This window comes from Clostridium sp. OM05-6BH, from assembly GCF_003481635.1.
Taxonomy (GTDB): domain Bacteria; phylum Bacillota; class Clostridia; order Lachnospirales; family Lachnospiraceae; genus Butyribacter.
This window is the reverse complement of the sequence record NZ_QULH01000010.1, coordinates 54,559-80,402: the sequence shown is the minus strand read 5'-3', so window position 1 is coordinate 80,402 and position 25,844 is coordinate 54,559. Positions and strand designations below refer to the sequence as shown.

Genomic DNA, 25,844 nt, shown 5'->3' with positions numbered 1-25,844 from the left:
TGTTCCTCATTTCTATTCATATGATCAATGCCGCTTTGGAATGGAAGTGCCGATCGTTCGGCATAAGAACACGCCAAAACAACGATAAAACCTTTGATATTCTATCATAATAGGGTGATTCTGTAAAGAATATGTAATAATTATGTCATATTTTGGGAGCTTTTCATGTTTTTGGAAAGATCATGGCAGATTCCCCTGCCTGGTCCCAGCGGTCTTTCTTCTCGTCGTATTGGGTGCAGAGCCAATCATAGACGTCATCCAGTCCTTCTTCGGTATACGGAAAATACGCATAGGTTTTATTTTCTTCCGGTGTCTTTTCAAAGCAAAACGGCTCAGGCCATATGGCAGCGCGAAAACATTCTTCCTCATTGTCTTTTTGCCATTTTTCTACCTGATAACGCATCCCCTGAAAACTTGCTTTCAGAATAGCTCCTTTGCGATAAAACTCTTGTTTGTCATATAGTGATTTTCTGCTATTCATGGTCAACCTCATTTCTATTGGTAAGATCGGACGATTCCGGTCAGTTTGTCTATGACAGTGTCCCGCATAAAGAAGTCCTGTTTTTTGACGCGTTCGATCAAAGGCTGGATCTGCTCAATGCGGTCAGTTTGAGCGTATATTTTGCCAAGGGTAATGTAGGTGCTTGATATATCGCTCCCGATATCCAGTGCATACGAAAAAATGCTCTCTGCGTTTGCCAGCTTCTCCGACTGATAGAGTGCCTCTCCCCATTGATTTAGTGCCCGGATCAGTCGGGTATAATTTTGATCGCAGGCAGAAAGGATCTCAAAATTGGCAATGCCGTAGTTGAGTTTAATATCAGCATTGCTCATTCCCTGCAGGTTCAAAATAGGACGTTTCAGTATCTCGCGCACATCATCCTGGGCGTCTTGTATAGCACCGTCTGCCTGATCGTCCCACGGCAGCAGATTTTGATCGACTTCGAGATAATCCAATTCGGAAATATCTTTTTTGCGGGCGAAGTTAGAAGCTTTTTCTTTGCTCCAAAAAGATTGATTCCACTGTGGTGTTTTTGCCCCTTGTTTCATCTTGACTTGCACATAAATTATGAATACAATGAAGAGGACAAAAAATATAGGTATAGTATTCATGATGATCACATATTCCTTTCTCAGCCTGCAAGCCGACAGCCGAACCGACAAGCTTGCATCGCGGATGGGGCTGTACCGGGGACAGACAGGAGGTAACAATGAACTTTTTTAATCGTAAAAACCAGAAAAGAATTGCATCAGTAATCTGTATTTTAGTTATTATTGCAATGGTTTTGCCTATGGTCTTAGAGTATTTAGTAAAATAGTTCATCGGCGGGGTTATAAAGGGCGCTTATTCTATAAGGATAGAATGGACGCCCTTTTGCTTTTTGCCTTTGTTGATTCGGAAATTGCTGCCGCGTAGTGCGATGCATCGCAAAACACTGACCTTGCATTTTCCCGGTTAAAATCGACTATACAAAATAACTGAAAAAATGTCAAATTATGAAGAAATCTTTGACTTGCGAAGGACTCTTATTTATGACAAAATATAATGTGAATTGGGAGGCTTATTGATTATGACAAACAAGAATAAATGTTTATCCGGTATTTTTATAGTTGGCTGTCTTTTGGCTGCCTGCGTGGCAGTGGCTGCAGAGCTTGCTTCTTCCGGAATCTTTGGATCAAAGCATACGATCTGTGAAGGGGTTAAGATCAGCAAGGTCGAAGTTGGCGGAATGACGAAAGCTGAGGCTGAGAATGCCGTAGATGATCATATTGCAGGGCTGCTTAGCCGAAAGGTTGTTATCCAGATCGGTGAGAATGAGTTGGAAACAGATTTTGAATCACTCGGAATGCACTTTTCGGAAGAAAAGTTGATCGATCAGGCATACGCAGTTGGTAAAAAGGGTAATTTGATAAAGCGTATGCGCGAAGTGGAGAATGCGCATCAATCCGGCAAAACATTTGCCTTAAAGTATTCGTTTGATGAGCAGAAACTCAAAGAATATGTTGAAAAAGAGTGCACACAGTTTGATGTGAAAGCCAAAAATTCCAAATTATCCTTAAAAAATGGACGATTTGTTGCATCTAAGGAACGTACCGGCAGAGAATTGCAGGTCGACCAAACGATCGATCGTATCCGCAAGACGCTGCAGGAATCAGACCAGTCGGATTCCTATACGGTACAGGCGATTGTGGAGACAACAGAGCCAAAGTACACGCAGGAAATGGTATCGAAATGCCAAGATCTGCTGGGACGTTATTCAACGTCTTATGCAACATCAACGGCGGCACGTGCGACGAATGTACAGACGGCGGCCGGAAGGATCAATGGAACAATTTTATATCCGGGAAAAACATTTTCCACGATCAAGGTGATCAAGGAGCGCACAGAGGCAAATGGTTACAAAAGTGCATCGGAATATTCCAGCGGTAAAGTGGTTGATGGCGTTGGTGGTGGCGTATGCCAGGTTTCCACGACATTATATAATGCGGTGATCAATGCAGAGCTAGAGGTAGTAGAGCGCTCGCCACATTCCATGGTGGTAAGTTATGTTGATGTATCGCGTGACGCGGCGATTGCCGGTGATTATAAGGATTTTAAATTTAAGAATAATACCAATGCTCCTGTTTACATTGCGGCATCAGCCGAGGGCGGTGTACTTTCTTTTCGCATTTACGGCGAGGAGACAAGAGAAAGCGGTCGGGAGATTTCTTTTGAATCGGAGATCCTAGAGACGATCCAACCGGGAGATGATGTAGAGACGGTGGATGAGACAAAGCCTGCATCGTATCGTGAGGTAACACAGTCTGCACATGTCGGATATAAGGCAAAGCTGTGGAAGATCATTAAAGTAAATGGCAAACAAACGGACAAGGTGCAGCTCAATAGCAGCTCTTATGCGGCAGAACCGCGTCATGTGACGGTGGGAGCAGGTGCCGCAGGCTCACCAAAGCCGAGTGTGTCAGCGGATCCAAAGGCAACGAAGGATCCAAAAGCAACAGGCAAGCCAAAGAGTTCGAAGGAGCCGAAGAAGACGGCAAAACCAAAGTCTACAAAGAAACCGGCCAAGAACGCTACGGCAAAGCCAAAAGCAACAGCCGCAGCCAAAAAGACTACAAAGCCGGTAACGGAAGAGTAAAATATATACTATTATGCCGTTAAAATGGAATACGTTAGCGGATAAGATTGAGCGGGATAACAAAGGAGCAAACGAATATGAAGATAGGAAAAGTACCGGAAAATGTACTGAAAAGAGCGGTATTTAAGCAGATTCACCATAGACGACAAGAGGTTTTGCTGCATCCGGGTGTTGGAGAAGACTGTGCAGCAGTCGCACCGGAGCAGGGAGAGGTATTTGTGCTTTCTACGGATCCGATCACTGGGGCAGACAAGCAGATGGGGGTCTTTGCCGTACATATTACGGCGAACGATCTGGCAACGGCAGGAGCGGAGCCGATAGGTATTTTAAGCAGCATTATTTTGCCGCCGGAGACGGAGGAACAGGACCTCAGACGAATTATGAGCGAATTGGAGCAGGCATGCGATGAGTTGCAGATCGAGATCTTAGGCGGACATACGGAGGTGTCTGACGCCGTGAATCGACCGGTCATCACAGTGACAGGGGTTGGAAAGGTTGCGCGTGGTGATCTCCTTTCGACGGGAGGAATGCAGCCCGGCGATGAGCTGGTCATGACGAAATGGGCAGGGTTAGAAGGTTCTGCGATCATTGCGGCTGAGAAACGAGATGTTTTGGAACAAACGCTGCCGGCTCATCTTATTGATACAGCAGAAAGTTTTCTGAAGCATATTTCAGTTGTGCCGGAAGCGAAGATTGCAATGCAGCATGGTGTACATGCTATGCATGACGTGACGGAAGGTGGTATTTTTGGCGCACTGTGGGAGATGGGCGCAGCATCAGGAGTCGGTATCGTTGCAGATCTTGATAAAATACCGATCCGTCAGGAGACAATAGAATTGTGTGAGGTTTTTGATATCAATCCGTATCTGCTCATATCGAGTGGTTGTATGTTGATCGGCTGCGAGAATGGTAATTTGTTAGTAGAGCGATTGCAGGACGCAGGAATACCGGCAGCGGTGATCGGACGCGCTACGGAAGGTAATGACCGTGTGATACGCAGTGGAGAGGAAACGAGATTTTTAGAGCCGGCAGGCAGTGATGAGTTATACAAGATATATGAGTAGGTAGCAATGGCTATAGATATTGGATCTATGCCAGAAAGGAATCAGTGATTGTTGTGTTAAATATTGTACTTTTGGAGCCGGAAATGCCGGCAAATACCGGTAATATCGGAAGGACGTGTTGTGCCACCGGCACGAGGCTGCATTTGATCGAGCCGATGGGTTTTCGGATCAATGATAAAATGCTGAAACGGGCAGGATTAGATTACTGGGAACATTTGGATGTCACTATTTATGACAGCTATGAGGATTTTTTGGAAAAAAATCCAAAAGCACGAGACAAGATGTATATGGCGACGACAAAGGCACGTCATCGATATACAGATGTCTCCTATGAGGAAGATGCGTATATTATGTTCGGTAAGGAGAGTGCAGGGATTCCGGAAGAAATTTTGGTGCAGACGCCGGACACTGCAATCCGTATTCCTATGAATCCACAGATACGTTCCTTGAACTTATCGAATTCTGTGGCGATCGTACTGTATGAGGCGTTACGCCAAAATGACTTTTTCTCGATGCAGACCGAAGGAAACCTACATAGACTTAGCTGGGAAAATCCGGATATTGTATAAAATTATGAGGTGATAATCTATTTTAATTAATAGGAAACTGCTGTTGTGTAGCGTGACATCACCAAGAATTGCATTAGCAATTCTTGCAGAGCAAAACGCTGGTTTTGCTCTTTTTTATGGAAAAGACCCCACTTTTTTACAAATAGATATTGAAAAAAGGGCGGGAACATAATAGAATAATACTGTTGTGCAAAATATAATCAGGCACAGACAGTCAAACAAATGACAGAAATGGAGGATATTATGGGTGAATGTAAAGGCAAGATTGCCGTATTGACCAGTGGTGGAGATGCGCCTGGAATGAACGCAGCAGTGCGTGCCGTAGTACGTACAGGTATTGCAAAGGGTTATGAGGTATATGGAATCCGTAGAGGATATAACGGATTATTAAATAAAGAAATCTCTAAGATGACATTCCACGATGTATCAGAGAAGTTACAGCATGGTGGTACATTTTTGTTTACAGCAAGAAGTGCAGAGTTTGGTGAGGACGCCGGTAAGCAGAAAGCAGCAGGAATCTGTAAAGAACTCGGTATTGAAACTCTGATCGTTATTGGTGGTGACGGCTCTTTCAAGGGGGCACGTGATCTGTCAAAATATGGTGTAAATATTGTTGGTATTCCGGGCACGATCGATCTGGATATCGCTTACACTGAGTATACGATTGGTTTTGACACTGCAGTAAATACTGCAATGGAAGCAATTGATCGCATCCGCGAGACTTCCAACTCTCATGAGCGTGTCAGCGTTGTCGAGGTTATGGGCCGCTCCGCAGGATATATTGCATTGTGGTGTAGTATTGCTAATGGTGCAGAGCAGATCTTGATCCCGGAGAAATTTGATAACGATTATGATCGTTTGATGGGAATCATCAAGAGCAACCGAGAAGCAGGCATGACACATCAGGTGATCGTGAATGCAGAAGGAATCGGTCATTCTTATGGGCTTGCTAAGCGCATTGAGGAGGAGACAGGCATTGAGACACGTGCAACGATCCTTGGTCATATGCAGCGTGGTGGCAGTCCGACAGCAAGAGATCGTGTGTATGCATCTGTAATGGGTGCTTATGCAATTGATGTCATTGAGCAGGGTAAGAAGAATCGTTTGATCGGTTATAAGAATGGTAGGGTTTATGACGTTGATGTAGATGAGGCGTTTGCAATGACCAAAGATATCAACGATTATGAATACGAAGTAGCTGGTATTCTTGGTACCAGATGCGAGTAAGCCGTGTAGATTTTGGCATGACTATATAGCAAATATTTATATCACGAAGAAAGGTTCGTCAATTTGAAATGACGAACCTTTCTTTGTTGCACTTCTTTGTAATTACGTCCCCAAATATGGAGCATCATTACAAAGGAACGCGTTGGTTTTGTATTATTCTTCATCTAGCGGAAGGGAAAAGATAAATTCTGTGCCAACACCTTCGGTACTGATCACATTAATATGTTCCCCGTGTGCTTCAATAATTTCTTTCGTGATCGATAACCCTAAGCCGGTTCCGGTCTTATCTTTGCCACGGGACCTGTCGCTCTTGTAAAATCGATCCCATATTTTAGAAGCTTCTTCTTTGGTAATACCAATGCCATGATCTTTGACGGAAACAAAAACTTTGTGATGCTTTTTGACTGTATGAATTTCAATAACGGAATTAGTATTGCTGAACTTAATGGCATTGTCGACTAAGTTCTGGATCACGCGTTGTATCTTGGATTGATCCGCCTTGACATATAATTCTTTGCCATCTAATAATAAATCAATGGACAGATGCTTCTTTTCGCATTGTGGTTCAAATGTTTCAATCGTCTCTTTGAGTGTGTCGTGCAGGTCAAATCGTTCGAGTTCTACGATCAAACCACTATGCTCAAACTGGTTAAGATCCAGCAGATTTGACGTTAGTTTTGTCAGCCTGCCTGTCTCAAACAGGATAATGTGCAGATATTTTTCCTGCATTTCCGGTGGGATCGTGCCATCTGCCAAAGCCTCAGTATAACCGCGGATCGAAGTCAGTGGTGAGCGGAAATCGTGAGATACATTTGCTAAAAACTGGCGTTGGTATTCGATCATGCTTTTGTTTTTTTGCGCAAGATATTTTACGGCAGAAGCGAGTTCGAGCTGTTCAACTCCGCCTAATTTTGCAGGCTTTTGGTCAAAGTGGCCATCTGCGTACTCTTTGGCGTTGTGTGCAAGCTGCTTGAGAGGATATACACTGCGCCAGTACAGCAGCAAAAATACGATGGCAGATACCAAAAGTAATAATAAATAACAAATCAGGATCGTGTCTAAGATCAGAGTTGCTTCTTCCTTGATGGCTTTTTGCGGTGTCAACAGGACCAAATATCCCTTGGTTTCTTTAGAACCGGTAAGAGGGCAGATGACAGCGAGGACATTGGATTTCATGATGCCCTTTGGTCTTGCTCCCTTAACGGATTGCCGATTTAGAAAATCACTGTCGGAATCGGTGATGTTTTTGCCAACATAGTTGTAATCGGAAGAATCTGAAAGGATCGTTCCGGTGGGGCTGACAAGCCAGACACGAGTATCAAAGAGAGAACTGAGCATGGTACTTTGTTTTTGCAGTGTAAATGCACCATCCTCAGGAGTGCCTTGTGTACTGGCGTAATGTGAAGTCAGATAATAGGCTTCACTGGAAATCTGCTGCTCTTTTTTTGTCTCTAAATAATTGTAAGTTAGGGAGTAGCCGTACGTATTGATCAGCGCAAAGATGCAGATTACCAACAATAAGTATGCAGTAATAAACTGCAGACGGAGTGTTACTTTCATGCGTTCCCTTTCTCGTGAAATTCGAATTTATAGCCGATTCCCCATACCGTAGCCAATTTCCACTGATCATGGTCTTTGAATTTCTCGCGCAAACGTTTGATGTGCACGTCGACGGTACGAGTATCACCAATATAGTCATAACTCCAAATATGATCTAAGAGCTGTTCTCTGGTAAACACCTGGTTTGGATGGGACGCCAGGAAATAGAACAATTCTAATTCCTTTGGCGGCATCTCGATCATTTGGTCTTTATAGTGGACCGAATAATCGGACAGGTTGATCTGAAGATCCGGAAAAGTAACGATCTCCAATTCCTGCTGTGGCACTTGCGGTGTCGGTGTCGGAGTACTTTCGCCGACTGTCGCTTTGGTGCTTCGCCGAAGCACGGCTTTGACGCGTGCAACCATTTCTTTGGAGTCAAACGGTTTCATAATGTAATCATCTGCCCCAAGTTCCAGTCCCAAAACGCGGTCAAATGTTTCTCCTTTGGCAGACAGCATAATGACAGGAAGGGAACCGCCGCGGCGAATCTCTCGAAGTACTTCGTAGCCGTCAATTCCCGGAAGCATAATGTCTAACAGGACAAGGTTAGGCGCAAAGTCTTTAACGGCTTTTAGTGCCTGCTCGCCGTCATAGACCAGTTTTGTTTCGAAACATTCTTTGTTGAGATATAATCCGATGAGTTCTGCAATATTTTCATCATCATCGACAACGAGTATTCTTTGTTTTTCTTTCATGATGTTGTGTTTCCTCCTTTATGAGATAGACAATGTCATAAGTTGATCATCAGGATTTGAAGGTGACGATCGTAACGCCCATGTCGCCCTCTCCAAATTCGCCTAAGCGATACGACTTGACATATTTTAATTTTTTAAGACGGTTGTGTACCGCTGTGCGGAGTGCTCCGGTACCGCGGCCATGGATCACGGTTACCTGTGTCATATGTGCAAGGTAGGCATCATCCAGATATTTTTCCATGACAGGCATTGCCTGATCGACCGTCATACCGATCAAATTGACTTCCTGATGCATGGTAGCGGCTTTGCTCATACCGATACGGCCGCTTCCGGTGTTCTTCGGCTTATTTTTTTCCGGCTTTGGTTGTTTGATCAACTCCAGATCCCGAATATTTACTTTTGTGCGCAGCAATCCGGCTTGTACAAAAAGATCGCCTTTATCGTTAGGCAATGTGCTGACCGTTCCCGCAGAATTTAAAGATAAAATGCGGACGTCAGCACCAATGAACAGATCTTTTGCTTTGAGACCGGATGCTTTCTTTGGTTTTGCAGGCTTTAAGGAATGGGATTGCTTGCTATTGATCTGTTCCCGCAATTTGGTGCGCTCTGCCTCCATTTCGCGGATATGTGCATCGCTTTCTGCCCATTTTGTGTATTTGCGGATCGTTTCATCCGCATAGTCTTTGGCTTTTGCCAAGATCCGGCCTGCTTCTTCGTTTGCATTTTGCAGGATGCGTTCTTTGGAGTTGTCTATTTTGTCATTTTTTTCGCGTAATTCTTTGCGCAGTCTGGAAATCTCTTTGCGGCTTTCCGAAGCATCGGCAAGCTCTTTTTCAAGACGGATACGTGTCTGCTCCAGATCTGCAAGTACATCTTCAAACTGTGTAGCATCGCTTGCTACGTGGTGTTTGGCATCTTCGATAATATCGTCGGACAGTCCCAGCTTGTGAGAAATGGCAAACGCATTACTTTTACCGGGAACACCGATCAACAGGCGGTAAGTCGGGCGTAGAGTGGAAACGTCAAATTCACAACATGCGTTTTCAACGTCCGGCGTCTGTAATGCATAGAGCTTGAGCTCGCTATAGTGTGTTGTTGCCATGGTAAGTGTATGGCGCTTATGCAGATTCGCAAGAATTGCGGTAGCGAGTGCCGCACCCTCTGTCGGATCAGTACCGGCACCGAGCTCATCAAAGAGTGCCAGACTGTTTTCGTCTGCCTGCTCTAAGATGGATACGGTATTTACCATATGAGAGGAAAATGTACTTAAGCTTTGTTCAATGCTTTGCTCATCACCAATATCGGCGTATACTTCGTGAAAGATGCGTAAGCTTGATCCGTCAAAAGCAGGAATGTGTAAACCAGCCTGTCCCATTAAACAAAACAGTCCAACGGTTTTTAAGGAAACAGTCTTACCACCGGTATTTGGACCGGTGACGATCAATAAAGAAAAATCGCGACCTAAATGCACGTCGATCGGAACAACTTTATCGGCTGCGATCAGAGGATGACGTCCTTGTTTGATCTCGATAAAGCGCTCCTCCGGAAAACGAGGTTTGGTTGCTTTCATTTGTTTGGCGAGCATTGCCTTGGCAAAGATAAAGTCCAACTCTGTCAGGATTCGGTGATCCTGTTCGACCAAGAAGCTTTGCTCAGCAGTTTGATTGCTTAAATCCGCCAACACCTTATCTATTTCATCTTGCTCCAGTCGTTCTAATTCACGGATCTCGTTATTTAATTTAACGACAGAATTTGGTTCAATAAAGAGCGTGGCTCCCGTCGCAGATTGATCATGCAGCATTCCGTGAAAAGAGGAGCGGTATTCTGCCTTGACCGGCAGACAATAGCGCCCGTTTCGCATAGTAATGATGGCATCCTGCAGCATAGAACGATGACTGTTGAGGAGAACGCCAAGCTGTTCGTGGATACGGTCACCGGTACTTTTTAATTTGCGGCGTACCTGATTCAAACCGGCACTGGCATCATCCGCCATTTCGTCTTCCGCGATAATGCATCGACGAATCTCCTGCATCAGAGGTGCAAGTGGTTCGAGAAGTTGATAACGTTCATTCAGGCAGTCGCCTGTCTCTTCGTTTTCATTTAAGCTCTTGCGAAAGTAGTGCTTGGTCTGCCCTGCGCAGGCTAACAGAGAGGAAATGTCTAACAATTCCCGCATGCTAAGAGGTGCACCGAGTTCTAAGCGTTTTAGACTTTCTTTAATGGGGGTCACGCCCTGGAAGGAGATTGGCCCCTGTGTCATAATATGCGTCAAAGCATCGGAAGTCTCGCGCTGTGCTTCTAAGATCTCATCGCGGTCTGTCATCGGTGTCAGAGAGCGGCACAGTTTCTTGCCGCCATCAGAACCCGCCAGCTTAGCAAGCTGCTCGACGATCTTGTCATATTCCAATGTATTTAAAACTTTTTTATTCATAGCTGTTTGGTATTCCTTTCCGGATCCGTATATTTCGAGTGTCAGGTATCTTATGTCCTGCTAATTGATCCAAAGATCAAGGTTATTCAAAACGTACCCCAACATTATAATACACTACAAATAGGTTATACTGCAAGTGCTGCACCTTAAATCCGGTCATTCCTGAAGTACGTTGACAGCCCGAAACTTTACAAAAAATAGGGTTTGGTTCATGCATTGTTCATAACTTATTCATAAGTATATGTTAAAATAAAGTTTGGTTTAGACAGTTTTGCATACAAATGCAGCTTTAAGAGATAGAAGGAAAGCATAGGAATACAGATGGCATGGAGGATGTGGAATGAAGGAAAATCACACGGAGGATTCCGATCAGAATGTAAAATCACATGAGGAACGGAAATATCAGTTTATCAAGGAGCAGATCCGCCCACAGGGGAGAGAAAAGATGCGTAAGATAGTAAGACGAATCGCCTTGTTTTGCGGAATCTTGATACTATTTGCTGTTATTTCAATGAGTTCTTTTTATGTTATGCGTAAATATATGCCGGTGGAGGCGTTGGACACGGAGATTATCTATGTAACGCCGGCACCGTCAGATCAAGAGCCTGACGGTACGGAAGCAGCCGCACGGGAAACTGATCCGGCGCAGAAAAGTGATCTGTCACAATTATCCTCCCTAGAACAATATGATCATCTCACACAGCAATTGATCGATAATGGGAATGCAGCAAAATCTTCGCTTGTTCAGCTTCGCAAAGATTCGGAGCAGATGCTTTCTACAGACAGCAAGCATATTTGTGGTGTTTTGTTTCAAAAATCTAAGAGGTATCTGTATATATTGACTTCATATAATACGTCACAGGAACATCTGAAGATGGTAGCAACATTTGCAGATGGCAGTGAGGCCGTGGTAGAGTTGGCAGGTTGTGATACCGGGATCAATATGGCAGTATACCGAGTGAAACAATCAGATATTTCGCAGGATACACGGAATAAATTAAAGATCATCACACGCAAAGTTGTGCGTGAAAATGCATTGGGGTCGAGAATATTAGCGGTCGGACAGCCAAATGGTGTTATGTATTCCGTTAATTCCGGCATTATCACGAATAATCAGCTTTCGGTGTCTGTGCCGGATTCTTCTCTTGCTCTGTGTACGATGAATATACCATATTGTAAGGATGGAGCGGGTTTTGTGCTTAATACCAAAGGAGAAATGATTGGCGTTTTAACCAAAAATTATACGGATATCACCGGAACTTCAGAGTCTGCTTTTATTGCGATTGAGAGTTTACAAGGTTATATCAAGACGATGATACAGGGACATACCGATGCTTATTTGGGAGTAATGGGAAGTGCGGTGGACACAGCAGAGGCGAAAAAGTTGAATTTGGCGCAGGGAGTTTACGTCGATGATGTAAATGCGGTTTCTCCTGCCTTTAAGGGGGGGATGCGGACAGCCGATGTTATCCTGCGTATCGGCGATAATGATGTTTCTACACCTGCAGCAATAAAAGAGACCCTTAGAAACTATCAGTCTGGTGATAAGGTTAAGGTTGTCGTATCAAGGAAAGCCTCTAGGGGTCGTAATAAGATATCTCTTAAGGTCACGCTTGGGTGATCGTTTCTATCATAGAAATACTGAATTGCTTTAGCAATTCTTGCAAAGCAAAGCGCTGGCTTTGCTTTTTTACTTTATGGGAAATTGCTCGTAGTGTGGTGTTATGCCACCAAGAATTGCTTTAGCAATTCTTGCAAAGCAAAGCGCTGGCTTTGCTTTTTTATTGCAGTTTGTGGAGCAATACATCAAGCAGCTTGTCGTTGTCTTCCGGCATCATAAAACAGAATCGAATGAACTTCTGATCTAGAAATGGGAAGGTGGAACAGTCGCGGATCATAAGACCCTGTCGAATGGCAGTGTCAAACAGATCCTCGGAAGTGACGCCTTCTTTTTGTATTTTAAGAAGGACAAAGTTTGCACTTGGCGGGTAATAGGTGAGAGTATCTTGGGTGTCAAGGATCCGGCAGATACGCTCCCGTTCGCTTGCGATCAATTGATACGTATCGTGAATATATGCTTTGTCACGGAACATGATCTCGCCGGCGATAGCTGCGAGAGAATTGATCGTCCACGGATTCTTTTTGCTGTCGATCTCATGCAGCAGTTTACGGTTGCCGCATACAGCGTATCCCAGTCGCAGTCCGGGAGCTGCAAAAAACTTGGAAATACCGCGTAAAATGATCAGATTATTGTAATATTCTGCCAGCGGGATCGAGGTGATTTCTTCCGGGTGAGGTGCAAATTCCACATAAGTCTCATCAACCATAACGAAAATACCGTGTTCCTTGCAGTTATCCAAAATAATGCGCATTGTCTGACGGTCAATCTGAGAAGAGGTTGGGTTGTTGGGATTGCACAACACGAGCAGATCGACGTCTTTGGTCAATGCTTTGCTGAGTGCCTTGATATCGAGGAGAAAACGGTCACTCTCCTGCAGGCGGAAGTAATGAGAACGTCCGCCGACTAAAGAAATTTCGTGTTCATATTCCGAGTAGGTTGGTCCTACGATCAATGCATTTTTGGGCTGCATGATCTGAGCTACCAAAGAAATCAGTTCGGTGGAACCGTTGCCGACCAAAATGTTTTCATAGTCGGTATGCACGTATTCACCAATACACTTTCGAAGGGAGGTATACTCCCGATCAGGATAACGCGTAATTGCATCTAAGTGTTTTGGAAGTTCTTTGCGCAGATCATAGGAGATCCCCAGCGGATTCACATTGGCGGAGAAGCTGATGATATTCTCCTTGGGAATACCGTAGATCTCTTCGATCTTTTCGAGATCGCTGCCATGAAAATGTTCTTTTGGTTCTAGTTTATTCATAATAACTGTCATTCCTTTCTTTGAGGGTAGTATACACCCGTGTCGGGTGTTGTGCAAGACCAAGAGAAATGGTATACTATACTATAAATTGCACAAACTTCGCACATTCAGAAGGTGTTGGTCAACCATATATTACTTATTATGTGGTTTGGGGAGATGATCGGAATGTGTGGTGTTTGAGGGAATTAGTACAGGCATGGAGGACGGTATGCGAGAGAAGATTAACCGGTTGGCGGAAGGAAATTATGAATATGAACAGTCACGGGTGATTGTGACGCCGGAGGTACTCGACTGGAACCATGTTACAAAGCAGGTGTATCAGACAAGCCTTGTAATATCGAACGAGAAGAGACACCTGATGAAAGGTATAGTGACAACGCATGCTCCGGAGATCACGATCGATCCGGTCAATTTTCGTGGCGTGGACAGTACGATCGTTGTATCGGTCGACATGGAGCGGGTGAAACCCGGAGAGAATTTTGAAAGTGTATTGCAGATCATTTCAGACTGCGGTAATGAGAAAGTTCCACTTTGCATTCCAAAGGAGTCTGTGAAGGCAGAGGCATCTGGACATCAGATTGAAGATTTAAGCCAGTTTGTCTCACTGGTACAAAAAGATATAGAAGCCGGGGTGAAGTTGTTTGACACGCCGGCCTTTCGCGATGGATTGTTGGCGAAGGACGCACAGAAACAGGCAATTTATGATGGACTGCGTGCGTCTGCAGGGCGTAAGAACGCATTGGACAATTTTTTGGTGTCGATCGGCAAAAAGAAGCCGGTTACGATTGCTGTAGAACAGGTGTATAGGCAGTATGATGCTTGTAGAGAAGCGTTTCAGGACGAGATTAGCATCACGAAAAACACTTGGGGATACGAGGAGTTTCAGATATGTTCTGATGCGTCCTTTCTTCGTATAGAGAATGCACATATTACAACAGAAGAGTTTGTAGGGGATCGTTTTGTCTGCAAGTATGAGATTGATCCGGAACAGATGGTTATGGGGAAGAATTATGCCCGCATTGAGATAAAAAATACGAGACAGACCATTAAGATTTCTGTCGTGGCAGTCAAACCGGGAGTACAGCATGAAAAGGCGCAGAAAAATCGCAGAGAGCAGCGTACTTTGTGCCAAATGTTGAAACGTCATTTGGCATTTTGTATGAACAGACTTCCACTGCAGGACTATCTGCAGGAGATGGATCAGCTTTTGCAGGGGAGTGGATTAGAAAAAAACAGCACCAGACTACAGTTGTATCGCATCCATCTTGCCATTATGGAACACCAGGCAGAGGTTGTGACAAAAGGGTTGAATAGTCTGGAGGAGCAGGCGGAAGAGCTAAGGAAAGAACATCCGGAGCGCTATGCGGGGTTTTGCTATCTGAAGGGGATCTGGACGGATGACGAGTCAGTAAAGGAAGGGTGCATCCGTCAGATACGTGATTGCTATGAGGAGACAGGACAGGATGCACAGGTGCTCTGGTGCCTTTTGTATCTGGATCCGGAGTTGCAGTCTGAAAAAAAGAAGTTTACGACAATATTAGAACAGCTTACTGATGGATGCTACAGTCCAATCTTTTATTTGGAGATCTGTCAGATATTAAATGATACACCGAAGTATTTAACGGAACTTTCTGAAGTGATCGTTCAGGCACTTCACTGGGGCTGCAAGAACCACTTTATTGAAAAAGAGACGGCATTGCGCTATGTGTATCTGGCAGGAAGATTGCGTCAGTATTCGGCAGGAGTGTTGGAGGATATGACATTACTGTACGAGCGTTATCCGGAGGATGAGATATTAACAGTGATCTGCAAGATGCTGATGAGGGGACAGATCACAACGAAAGATGCCTTTGTTTGGTATGAGCGTGGTGTGAATCATAATCTTAAAATTACGGAACTATACGAATATTATATGTATTCGATCGATGAGAAGGAAACAATGGCATTTACGCATTCTGTGCTTTTGTATTTCCTATATGATAACCATCTGACTGTCGATAAAAAGGCGATGTTATATGCTTACGTTGTGCGGCAAAAGGACAAAGATCCGGAGACATATGAATCTTATCGCACACTGATGCAGAACTTTACGTGGAAGCAACTGCGTGAGGGCAGGATCAGTACGAATCTTGGTGTGTTATACAATGAGTTTGTTACGGAAGAAGTGCTTGACAAAGAGATGGCAGTTCAATTGGCTGGGTTTCTTCTTCAGTATGAGATTACCTGCGATAATCCGAATATGGTGGGGGTCTATGTGAGCCATCCGGAACTATCTGAGGAGCATTTTGCACCGTTTGTAAAGGGGAAAGCGGTTATAACTTGTGCTACAAGTCGGGCAAAGCTCTTTTTGATCGATCGGGAATATCACCGCTACGCAGATGATTCCTGGTATCGGTTGAAACCATTATTGGAAATGGATGGGATGAAAGAGGTATGTTACCGCTTTGATAAACAGAACCGGGCATTATTGCTGGCGTTGGGAGAACAGGCTTCAAAGCAGGTGGTGGACACTGCAGAAACGGTAGAACTCCGTGCACAGCTTTTGGAGTGTGAGGGGCTTCGTGAGAACTACCGTCATGCGCTAGAGTTAAAGCAGATGCAGTATTTTTATCAGCGAGGAGAACGAGGTCGTTTGGAGGAAGCATTGGAACAGCTCGACTGGACGACAGTAGAAGCCGGCGGGAGGGGACGCATGATTGAATATTGTGCCTGGTGTGAATGTTTTGCGAAAGCGATGGAAGGAATTTTACAGTTTGGTTTTGAAGGGATTCCGATAAAGAGATTGCAGACAATTTCTGAACAGGCATTTCAGGATGCTTCTGCAGTGCCGGATGAGAGAATGTTATGCCTGGCTTGGAAATTATTTACAGAAAATGCGTATAGCGAGCCGGTCCTTAAATATTTGATGCGTTTTTTCAGTGGTACCGTTGCAGAGTTAGTTTGTCTGTGGCAGGCAGCAGGGGATCTTTCGAGAGAGTCTTTGGAAGAGCGGTTATTAGCACAGAGTATTTTCTCGGGAGAAGTGGTGCCGGAGGTTTTTACGGTATTTGCACAATATAAAGAGCATGCGGGCAATAAGCAGATTATACGTGCGTTTAAGAAGTGGATGGCTTATGAATATTTGCTGCGTGGACGTGAATTACCGGAAGAACTGTTCGCAGATTATTTTGTGGATGTGCAGAAGAAAGAGGATATGCCGTGTTTGCTGGCGGTATTAAAGCACATGAGCGGTAAAGCAGAGCTTTCTGAAGAGGAAGCAAAATTTGCAGATTACCATGTAGGAAAGTTATATGATCAAAAGATGATATTTGCCTTTTACCGGAATTTTTATGGCAAGATCAGTCTGCCGGAGCATGTGCTGGATCAGGTTTATGTGGAATATATCGCAAATCCGGATCATGATGTGGCATTGCATTACCGGATTTATGTGGGAGCTGACAAAGGAAAATATGCAGAAGTGAAGATGCACAATGTTTTTGCGGGGATCCATGTCAGGGAATTTGTACTGTTCGAGGATGAAAGGTTAGAGTATTATATTACAGAACATTATAATGGTAAGGATCATCGTAGTGAAGTGCAGGAAATTACGACAGGCAAAGACGATATTCATCCGGATACCGGCAGCAGATATGCGAAGTTAAATGAGATGATGGCGGCTAAAAATTCCGGAGAAGATGAAAAATTGATCGACTTAATGGAATCATTCACAATGGAGCGAGAGATAGCAGCGTCGATCTTTGAACCGTTGTAGGAGGTGTGTGATGGACGAAAAAAATCAATTATTATTGGGCATAGATCTCGGCAAACAGGCTTCACAGATCACCTGCTTTGATCGCACCGAATATGAGGCAGTTCCACTAGGCAGAGAAATTAATGGTGAGATGGTATATGAGTTTCCGATGGCGTTAAAGTGGTTAAAAGCTTCGGGAACGTGGCGCTTTCCGGATCAGGAGGGAGACGGTGGTGAGGAGATCATATTGGATCACCTGTTGGAACATTTTCAGAAAACATCGTTTGAAGCAGGGGGACACACTTTTCAAACGGAAATGGTGTTAGAACGGTATCTGCTCAAGCTGCTTAGTGCAGTGACACAGCAGTTTCCGGAGCAAAGGATCAAACATCTGGTCATTACAGTGCATGACAAGACGCCGGCACTTACCAAATTGCTGCATCAGGTTGGCAAAAAGCTTAATTTGTATCCGGAGCGCATGTCTATACAAAATTATCGTCTAAGTTATATGTATTATGCGGTGAGTCAGCCGAAAGAATTATGGCTGAACAATGTAGGATTGTTTTTATTCAATAAGGAGGAGTTGCTCTATTCACAGATTACAGTGGACAGGCGAACTATTCCTTGGATCGTCGGTGTTACAACGCAGAATCTGACAAATGTATTTGACTACTCTATGTTAGAGGAAGAGTCGGTAGATGCACAGTATGCATTCGTGAATATTGCAGAGACAGCAATGCATAAGCAGGCCGTGACAACGTTGTATGCGCAGGGGGATGCATTTGATGGCGAGTGGGCCAAAGAGGCATTGCAAAAGTTATGTAATGGCCGTCGAGTGTTCCGGGGAAATAATATTTTTACGAAAGGTGCCTGTTATGCGGCTAGAGAATTTAGTGGAGAGGGTAAGCTGGATCAATGTATTTTGTTAGATGAGGATATGATCACGGCCAATGTATCTCTGCGGGTTTATCATGAGGCGCAGATGCAGGATGTGGTTTTGGCAAAAGCAGGAAGTCTTTGGGAAGAGGTTGATGCTAGTGTTGATGTGATCCCGGATAAGGAATATGAGATTCAGATCGCGGTCCAGGATGTGATCAAACATCAGACCAAAATACATATGTTGTCATTGAGTGGTTTTCAAGGAAGAGAAAATAAAACGACACGATTTACGGTGCGGGTACGTTTTTCGAATCGGGAGACGGCAGTGATCACGCTGAAAGATAATGGATTCGGAGAAATATCACCGACGAGCAACCGGATATGGGAACGATGTATCCGTCTATAAATGAGAGGTGTTCGTTGTGTTTTTAGTCTGTAACTGAAGACACAGAAAGGTAAGGTTTTTATGGGACGATTGATACAGTGCTGCGGCAGGCTTGCAAAACGGCCGTATCACTTCCAATTAGGGGATACGCGGGTATATTCCATTGAAGAAGTATGTTATTTTATTGCGCACAATATTTATCTGCTGCAGAGGGATATTTTTGGCAAAGGCTTCGTAAGCTGGGTCAGGGAGGAACTGGCATTAACAGAACTTGCTGATAAATTAGAGGCAATGTCAACACGAGAGGATGCGTTAAAAGATGTTGTTGTGACAATCTGCTGCAGCTGCGATTATTTTGATGAACCTCAGATCAATGAAATGGTACATATTATGGAAGAAACAGAGCATCTTCCGGAGAGAGAATGCCGTAAGATCAAGGCTGATACGCAGTTACAGAGCGGCTGCTATGAAAGTGCGGTCGAGGGATATCAGGCAATCTTACGTAGTGAGGATATGATGCAGGCAAGTCCGGCAGAATATGCACCGCTTTATCATAATATCGGCGTGGCACTTGGTCTGCTGGGTGAGTATTTGCAGGCATCGGATTATTTTTTGCGGGCATATGAGACAAATAAAAAAGAGAAAAGTCTACAGTGTTATTTGGCGGCACTACACCTGTCCGGAAATGAACAAGCCTGGCAGGAGGCGGTAAGTACGTTGCGGTTATTACCGGATCGGCTGGTCTCTATCGAAGATCAGTACAAAGAATGTAAAAAACGCTGTTCGATCGCTGTAAAAGTGCGACAGATCAAAAAGATGCGTTTTCCGGCGAGTAATGGAAAGCTGCCGGAATATTATGATCGTATCGATGAGATGATCCGAGAATGGAAAGAGGAGTATCGTCAGCAGATCAGTATATAATATACAGAAAGGCGGAAGGTATGGCATTTTGGAATCGTAGACGTAGGGAAAAGAAAGAGCAGGAAGCAGCAGAATTGGCAGAGCAGATGCGTTTGGCACAGGAAGAATTTGACCGCAGGCGTGCACAGACACAGAAAACAGTATCGAATGAGGGAACAACTTTGCCGGAAGCGTTTGATGATAATGAATTAATACCGGGAGATGTTGCAGAAAGCAAGCGACTTGTCACAGAGTGCTGTGAGGCAATCCGTGAAATAGAACATCAGCGTGAGTTGGCGACGGTCGAGTATGACAAGGTGAGTGAGCGATTGACGGATATTCAGCGGATCGATGAAATATCCGGCGAAGCAAAAGATACGCTGCATGACTTAAGCAAACGTATCATGAACCTGACTCGTGAACGCAATCAGTACAAAAATCGCAGCCTCACGATCACGGATGCACAGATCCGATTATTAGATCCGTATGAGGAAGTTCTTGGCAGAGAAGTAAAGAAAATGTATGATGCCGAAATGTATCAGACATCGATCAATGGAGATATTGAAAAGCTGGATGAGACGAAAAAAGATCTTCACCGGCAGCAGCGTCAGGTGATCGCCAATCAGAGAATGCTGAAAAAGATGGCAAAGTTTGTCATTCTTCTTATTATATCGTTGTTTGTATTGTTTGCTGTGTTGTACTATGCGATGGAAGTAGATATGACATATCCATATTTGGGAACGATATTGCTGGCGGCAATTTCTGCCACGGTAATATTTGCGGAATCATTGCGTAATCGGACAGAAGCGGCGTTGTTAGGCAAAAAGATCAACAAGGCGACGACGTTGTTAAACCGTGTCAAGATCAAATACATTAATAACCGCAGTCTGTTGGATTATGATCGGGCTAAGTTTCAGGTGAAAGATGCTGCGGAGTTTGAAAAGATATGGCAGGAATATGTGCGTGCCAAGGAGTATGAACGCAAATTCCAGGAAAATACAAAACAACTGCAGCTTGTGCAGGATCAATTGCTGGAATTGCTGCGTGATAATCATGTTGCGACACCGGATATCTGGCTAAGTCAGACATTAGCAATCATAGATCCCAAAGAAATGGTGGAGGTGCGTCATGCCTTAAATATACGCCGCCAAAAACTACGGGAACGCATGGCAGAAAATGATGAGGCAAAGGCATCCATGTTAGCTGGGATCGACCGGATCATTGCCCAGACCCCAAGTGCAGAGCGGGATATCATCGCGATCGTACAAAGCTATTACAAAGAGTCGTAAAAATGTGATGACTCCCCGAAAAGAGTGTAGCCTAAAAAAAGAGTGCTGCCCCCAAAAAAAGATATTGACACCCAAAAAAAGATGTGTTAGTATATGACTGTTGTGTGATCATACACAACCAAAGAAGAGTATCCACTCTCACCTTAGCACGAGCAAGTGACTTGGGTTACTAAAAAGTGTATAAAATATATATAATCATTGTATTATGGTATATTATTTCCTTTTGCAAGAACGTGGATTTCTCTTTGAAACCCGCGTTTTTTTCTTTGGGTAAAATGAAAAAGAGTATGAAGAAAGTTGGAGGTGTACGACCATTAGCGATTTAATGATTAACGAGAGGATCCGAGACAAAGAGGTTCGTCTGATTGGACAGGACGGAGAGCAGCTTGGCATTATGTCAGCTAGAGATGCGATGAAACTTGCACGAGAGGCAGATCTGGATTTAGTAAAGATTGCTCCGGGTGCAAAGCCACCGGTATGTAAGATTATTGATTACGGCAAATATCGTTATGAAATGGCACGTAAGGAAAAAGAGGCCAAGAAGAAGCAGAAAACGATGGAAGTTAAGGAAGTTCGCCTCTCTCCAAATATTGATGTCAATGATTTGAACACCAAAGCAAATCATGCAAGAAAGTTCTTAGGAAAAGGAGATAAAGTAAAAGTTACACTTCGTTTCCGCGGAAGAGAGATGACACATATCAATTACAGTAAGCAGATCCTGGACAGTTTCTTTGAAAAGGTAGAGGATATTGCGGTTGTGGATAAGCCGCCGAAGATGGAAGGCAGATCCATGGTAATGTTTTTGTCAAAGAAGCGCTAATAAAGTGTGTTATTTGCAGAAGTTTCTGTGAAACATTCTTTAATAAATAAACAAATGTTAAGGAGGATTTTATCATGCCAAAAATGAAAACAAAGCGTGCAGCAGCAAAGCGTTTTAAAACAACTGGAACAGGTAAATTGATGAAGATGAAAGCAAACAAGAGCCACATCTTGAACAAGAAGTCTACTAAGAGAAAGAGAACTCTTCGTAAGGCTGTTGAGGTTGATGCAACAAACGCAAAGATGATGAAGCGCATGCTTCCATATTCAAAATAATAGAAGGAGGAACGTAATAATGGCACGTATTAAAGGCGGATTAAACGCAAAGAAGAAACATAATAGAGTATTAAAGCTGGCAAAGGGATACAGAGGAGCAAGATCTAAACAGTACCGTGTTGCAAAGCAGTCTGTCATGAGAGCACTTACCTCTTCCTTCGCAGGCAGAAAGCAGAGAAAGAGACAGTTCAGAAGACTTTGGATCGCTCGTATCAATGCAGCAGCTAGAATGAATGGTTTATCTTACAGCCGTTTTATGTATGGTTTGAAATTGGCTGAGATCGATATCAACCGTAAGATGTTGTCTGAGATGGCAATCAGTGATCCGGAAGGATTTGCTAGCTTAGTAGAGACAGCAAAGGCTAAGTTGGGATAATTTTTAGAATATAATATCCCAAACTATATCTTATACGAAATAGAAACGGACATTCCGAACAGGAATGTCCGTTTTGTGCGTGCACCTTGCGGCGCACGTCGCTAATGGGTAATGTGATGCATTGCAAAACGCGGGTTATATTCGTTATATGATATGAAATTGTAAAAATTGCATAATAAATTTCTTATTACAAAATGAAAATTGTGCATTTTCACTTGATTCTGTGGACGAGTTGGGGTATAATATAACCATTAAACAGCAAAGGAGTGGTAACTATGCAGTATATTATCAGCGGAAAGAATATCGATGTTACAGAAGGACTCAAGGAAGCCATCTATGAGAAGATTGGCAAATTAGAGCGTTATTTTACTCCGGAAACCGAAGTTCACGTGACGTTAAGTGTCGAGAAGGAGAGACAAAAGATCGAGATTACGATTCCAATGAAAGGAAATATTGTACGTGCTGAGCAGGTAAGCAATGATATGTATGTATCCATTGATCTTGTAGAGGAGATCATTGAGAGACAGCTTCGCAAATACAAAAATAAATTGGTAGATCAGCAACAGACGGCAGCTAGTCTTAGTAAAGCGTTTGTTGAGGAAGAGATCCATGATGATGATGAGATCAAGATCATCCGTTCTAAGAGATTTGCAATGAAGCCGATGGATCCGGAAGAAGCATGTATTCAGATGGATCTGTTAGGACATAATTTCTATGTATTCCGTAACGCAGAGACAGATGAAGTCAATGTTGTTTATAAGCGTAAAGGCAACACTTTCGGATTGATCGAGCCGGAATTTTAGAGAGATTATAGGTAAGGTATAAGATCCTTAGGGATTAGGTAAAGAGAAAGATAAGCGTGAGAAGACTATTTTGAGAGCAATCGATAAGTAGTCTTCTCTTTTTTTTGAGAACGAGAAATTGCTGTTGGCACCCCTTGCGTTTGAAAGGGGATAATGATATACTTTAGATTGGTTTGTTATAAATTTTAGATTAGGAGATAATTATGAGTGTATTTACTAAGATTTTTGGTACTCACAGTGAGCGTGAGGTAAAGCGAATCATTCCGATTGTTGATAAAATTGAAGCATTAGCACCGGAATTTGAGAAGCTCACAGACGAGCAGCTACAGGCTAAGACGCCTGAATTTAAGGAGCGCTTGGCGAATGGTGAGACATTGGACGACATCCTGCCGGAAGCGTATGCTACTGTCCGCGAGGCGGCTACTCGTGTATTGGATATGCGTCATTATAGAGTACAGTTGATCGGTGGCGTTATTTTACATCAGGGACGTATCACAGAGATGCGTACCGGTGAAGGTAAGACGTTGGTATCTACATTGCCGGCATATTTGAATGCGTTAGAGGGCAAAGGTGTCCATATCGTTACCGTCAATGATTACTTGGCAAAGCGTGATGCTGAGTGGATGGGTAAAGTACATGAATTTTTGGGACTCACGGTTGGTGTTATCTTAAATAATATGGATAATGATGAGCGCCGTGAGGCATATAACTGTGACATTACGTATGCAACTAATAATGAACTTGGATTTGATTATCTGCGTGATAACATGGTTGTATACAAGGAGCAGCTTGTACAGAGAAGTCTTCATTATGCGATCATCGATGAGGTGGATTCGGTATTGATCGATGAGGCGAGAACACCACTTATCATTTCCGGTCAAAGTGGCAAGTCAACTAAATTGTATGAGATGTGTGATATTTTCGTAAGACAGTTGACCAAAGGTACTGCAAAAGAACTTTCCAAGATGGATATTCTCATGAATGAGGAACAGCAGGAAACCGGAGATTATGTTGTCGATGAAAAGGATAAAAATGCAAATCTGACAGAAGAAGGTGTGCGCAAGGCAGAGCGTTTCTTCCAGGTAGAGAACCTTGCAGATCCGGACAACTTGGAATTGCAGCATAATATCAACTTAGCGCTTCGTGCACATTCTTTGATGCATCGCGACAAAGATTATGTGGTAAAAGACGATGAGGTTTTGATCGTTGATGAGTTTACGGGACGTATCATGCCGGGACGCCGTTTTTCGGATGGTCTGCACCAGGCGATCGAGGCGAAAGAGCATGTTAAGGTCAAGAGAGAGAGTAAAACACTGGCAACGATCACGTTCCAGAACTTCTTTAATAAATACGAGAAGAAATCCGGTATGACCGGTACTGCGTTGACTGAGGAAAAAGAGTTCCGTGAGATTTACGAGATGGACGTTGTTGAAGTACCTACCAACAAGCCGATTGCGCGTATTGACTATAATGATGCAGTATATAAGACCAAAGAGGATAAGTTCAATGCCGTTGTTGCTGACATTGTAGAGGCTCACAAGAAGGGGCAGCCTGTTTTGGTCGGTACGATCACAATTGATACTTCTGAGTATCTGAGTGCTAAACTTCAGAAAGCAGGCATTCCGCATAAAGTCTTGAATGCGAAGTTCCATGAGTTGGAGGCAGAGATTATTGCAGATGCCGGACAGAAGGGTGCCGTTACGATCGCAACGAATATGGCCGGTCGTGGTACCGATATTAAGCTTGGCGATGGGGTTACGGAACTTGGTGGTCTGAAGATCATCGGTACGGAGCGACATGAGTCCCGTCGTATTGATAACCAGTTGCGCGGTCGTGCCGGACGTCAGGGAGATCCTGGTGAATCCAGATTCTACATTTCTTTGGAAGATGATCTGATGCGTCTTTTCGGCTCAGAGCGAATCATGGGACTGTTTGATGCTATGCCGGACGGAGAGCAGGTAGAGCACAAGATGCTTTCCAGTGCGATCGAAAATGCACAGAAGAAGATTGAGGGTAACAACTTTGGTATTCGTAAGAATTTGCTGGAGTTTGACCGTGTTAATAATGAGCAGCGTGAAGTGATCTATAAAGAGCGTCGTCGTGTTCTGGATGGAGAGAGTATGCGTGATACGATCTACAAGATGATCACCGATGAAGTGGAAAATTGCGTAAATTCAGTCATTCCGGAGGATGGCAGTGCAGAAGACTGGGATGTACAGGAGTTAAATAATGTCTTGCTTCCGATCATACCGTTGAAGAGAATTCAGCTTGACGACGAGATGTTAAAACATGGTACCAGAGAGGATCTGGCACAGAAACTCAAAGAGGAAGCCGTTAAGGTATATGAGGCAAAAGAGGCAGAATTCCCTGATCCGGATCAGATCCGTGAGGTTGAGCGAATTATTCTGTTGAGAGTTATTGATAACAAGTGGATGGATCATATCGATGATATGGATCAGCTTCGTGAAGGTATCGGATTACAGGCATATGGACAGAGAGATCCGGTTGTGGAATACAAATTCGCCGGATTTGATATGTTCAATGCAATGATTGATTCGATCACAGAGGAGACTGTAAAAGCGCTCACACATATCAAGATCGAGCAGAAAGTAGAGCGTGAGCAGGTTGCTAAGGTTACCGGAACGAATAAGGATGAGTCTCAGCCGGCACAGCCAAAGCGCCGTACAACCAAGAAGGTACAGCCAAACGATCCGTGCCCATGCGGTTCCGGACGTAAGTACAAACAGTGCTGCGGACGCCGTGCATAATAAGTATTA

At 43.8% G+C, this 25,844-nt stretch carries 20 protein-coding genes; 14 read left to right on the top strand and 6 right to left on the bottom strand.

The genetic code is table 11. The features are described 5' to 3' along the window. Window positions 1-163: 163 nt before the first annotated feature. Both DXB73_RS09645 and DXB73_RS09640 read right to left on the bottom strand, forming a co-directional pair. Window positions 164-481 (bottom strand): hypothetical protein, encoded by a 318-nt coding sequence (locus DXB73_RS09645; protein WP_022026088.1) that lies wholly within the window; start codon window positions 479-481, stop codon window positions 164-166. A gap of 14 nt (window positions 482-495) precedes the next feature. Continuing rightward, window positions 496-1,050 carry a hypothetical protein gene (locus DXB73_RS09640; RefSeq protein ID WP_147354472.1) on the bottom strand — a complete coding sequence of 185 codons (555 nt, stop codon included), beginning with the start codon at window positions 1,048-1,050 and terminating at the stop codon, window positions 496-498. 521 nt (window positions 1,051-1,571) lie between these two features. On the opposite strand from DXB73_RS09640, the gene DXB73_RS09635 reads away from it, so the two are divergent. The 4 genes from DXB73_RS09635 to pfkA all read left to right on the top strand — a co-directional run bounded on the left by DXB73_RS09635 (window position 1,572) and on the right by pfkA (window position 5,997). After that, entirely contained in the window at window positions 1,572-3,137 is a 1,566-nt protein-coding gene (locus tag DXB73_RS09635) for a VanW family protein (RefSeq protein WP_118690964.1), read from the top strand. A gap of 77 nt (window positions 3,138-3,214) precedes the next feature. After that, window positions 3,215-4,201, top strand: a complete 987-nt coding sequence (locus tag DXB73_RS09630) for an AIR synthase family protein (RefSeq protein ID WP_118690963.1) — start codon at window positions 3,215-3,217, stop codon at window positions 4,199-4,201. Window positions 4,202-4,254: 53 nt separating this feature from the next. Continuing rightward, window positions 4,255-4,770 carry a tRNA (uridine(34)/cytosine(34)/5-carboxymethylaminomethyluridine(34)-2'-O)-methyltransferase TrmL gene (gene trmL / locus DXB73_RS09625; protein ID WP_022026083.1) on the top strand — a complete coding sequence of 172 codons (516 nt, stop codon included), beginning with the start codon at window positions 4,255-4,257 and terminating at the stop codon, window positions 4,768-4,770. 243 nt (window positions 4,771-5,013) lie between these two features. Beyond that, on the top strand, window positions 5,014-5,997 hold the full coding sequence (gene pfkA / locus DXB73_RS09620; RefSeq protein WP_022026082.1) for a 6-phosphofructokinase: 984 nt from the start codon (window positions 5,014-5,016) through the stop codon (window positions 5,995-5,997). Window positions 5,998-6,150: 153 nt separating this feature from the next. Here pfkA and DXB73_RS09615 read toward each other — a convergent pair whose 3' ends face one another. From DXB73_RS09615 to DXB73_RS09605, 3 genes are read right to left on the bottom strand one after another with little or no spacing between them, the layout of a single operon-like run. Further along, a complete protein-coding gene (locus DXB73_RS09615; RefSeq protein WP_118690962.1) occupies window positions 6,151-7,557 on the bottom strand; it encodes a HAMP domain-containing sensor histidine kinase in 1,407 nt (468 codons plus the stop codon). Beyond that, window positions 7,554-8,294 carry a response regulator transcription factor gene (locus DXB73_RS09610; protein WP_022026080.1) on the bottom strand — a complete coding sequence of 247 codons (741 nt, stop codon included), beginning with the start codon at window positions 8,292-8,294 and terminating at the stop codon, window positions 7,554-7,556. Before DXB73_RS09610 ends, DXB73_RS09615 begins: the two co-directional genes overlap by 4 nt. 49 nt (window positions 8,295-8,343) lie before the next feature. Further along, window positions 8,344-10,725, bottom strand: a complete 2,382-nt coding sequence (locus tag DXB73_RS09605) for an endonuclease MutS2 (RefSeq protein ID WP_118690961.1) — start codon at window positions 10,723-10,725, stop codon at window positions 8,344-8,346. Between the two features lie 340 nt (window positions 10,726-11,065). On the opposite strand from DXB73_RS09605, the gene DXB73_RS09600 reads away from it, so the two are divergent. Further along, the gene (locus DXB73_RS09600; protein ID WP_118690960.1) at window positions 11,066-12,346 is read left to right on the top strand and encodes a PDZ domain-containing protein; all 1,281 of its coding nucleotides are present in this window, start codon (window positions 11,066-11,068) and stop codon (window positions 12,344-12,346) included. Window positions 12,347-12,506: 160 nt separating this feature from the next. On the opposite strand, the gene cobD is transcribed toward DXB73_RS09600, so the two are convergent. After that, window positions 12,507-13,610, bottom strand: coding sequence for a threonine-phosphate decarboxylase CobD (gene cobD, locus DXB73_RS09595; protein WP_118690959.1), 1,104 nt, complete (start codon window positions 13,608-13,610; stop codon window positions 12,507-12,509). Between the two features lie 208 nt (window positions 13,611-13,818). Between cobD and DXB73_RS09590 the strand changes: the two genes are divergently transcribed. The 9 genes from DXB73_RS09590 to secA all read left to right on the top strand — a co-directional run bounded on the left by DXB73_RS09590 (window position 13,819) and on the right by secA (window position 25,835). Further along, on the top strand, window positions 13,819-17,361 hold the full coding sequence (locus tag DXB73_RS09590; protein WP_118690958.1) for a DUF5717 family protein: 3,543 nt from the start codon (window positions 13,819-13,821) through the stop codon (window positions 17,359-17,361). 10 nt (window positions 17,362-17,371) lie between these two features. Next, a complete protein-coding gene (locus DXB73_RS09585) occupies window positions 17,372-18,625 on the top strand; it encodes a DUF5716 family protein (protein WP_118690957.1) in 1,254 nt (417 codons plus the stop codon). Between the two features lie 60 nt (window positions 18,626-18,685). After that, the gene (locus DXB73_RS09580; protein WP_118690956.1) at window positions 18,686-19,525 is read left to right on the top strand and encodes a hypothetical protein; all 840 of its coding nucleotides are present in this window, start codon (window positions 18,686-18,688) and stop codon (window positions 19,523-19,525) included. 20 nt (window positions 19,526-19,545) lie between these two features. Continuing rightward, window positions 19,546-20,793 carry a hypothetical protein gene (locus DXB73_RS09575; protein WP_147354471.1) on the top strand — a complete coding sequence of 416 codons (1,248 nt, stop codon included), beginning with the start codon at window positions 19,546-19,548 and terminating at the stop codon, window positions 20,791-20,793. Window positions 20,794-21,118: 325 nt separating this feature from the next. Further along, complete coding sequence (gene infC, locus DXB73_RS09570; protein WP_022025856.1) at window positions 21,119-21,613, top strand: translation initiation factor IF-3; 495 nt, start codon at window positions 21,119-21,121, stop codon at window positions 21,611-21,613. A 74-nt stretch (window positions 21,614-21,687) separates the two neighbouring features. After that, window positions 21,688-21,888, top strand: a complete 201-nt coding sequence (gene rpmI / locus DXB73_RS09565; RefSeq protein ID WP_022025855.1) for a 50S ribosomal protein L35 — start codon at window positions 21,688-21,690, stop codon at window positions 21,886-21,888. Between the two features lie 19 nt (window positions 21,889-21,907). Continuing rightward, a complete protein-coding gene (rplT, locus tag DXB73_RS09560; protein WP_022025854.1) occupies window positions 21,908-22,264 on the top strand; it encodes a 50S ribosomal protein L20 in 357 nt (118 codons plus the stop codon). A 275-nt stretch (window positions 22,265-22,539) separates the two neighbouring features. Next, window positions 22,540-23,067 carry a ribosome-associated translation inhibitor RaiA gene (gene raiA / locus DXB73_RS09555; RefSeq protein WP_022025222.1) on the top strand — a complete coding sequence of 176 codons (528 nt, stop codon included), beginning with the start codon at window positions 22,540-22,542 and terminating at the stop codon, window positions 23,065-23,067. A gap of 203 nt (window positions 23,068-23,270) precedes the next feature. Next, window positions 23,271-25,835: a preprotein translocase subunit SecA gene (secA, locus tag DXB73_RS09550; RefSeq protein WP_118506743.1), complete on the top strand. Its 2,565-nt coding sequence runs from the start codon at window positions 23,271-23,273 to the stop codon at window positions 25,833-25,835. Window positions 25,836-25,844 lie beyond the last annotated feature (9 nt).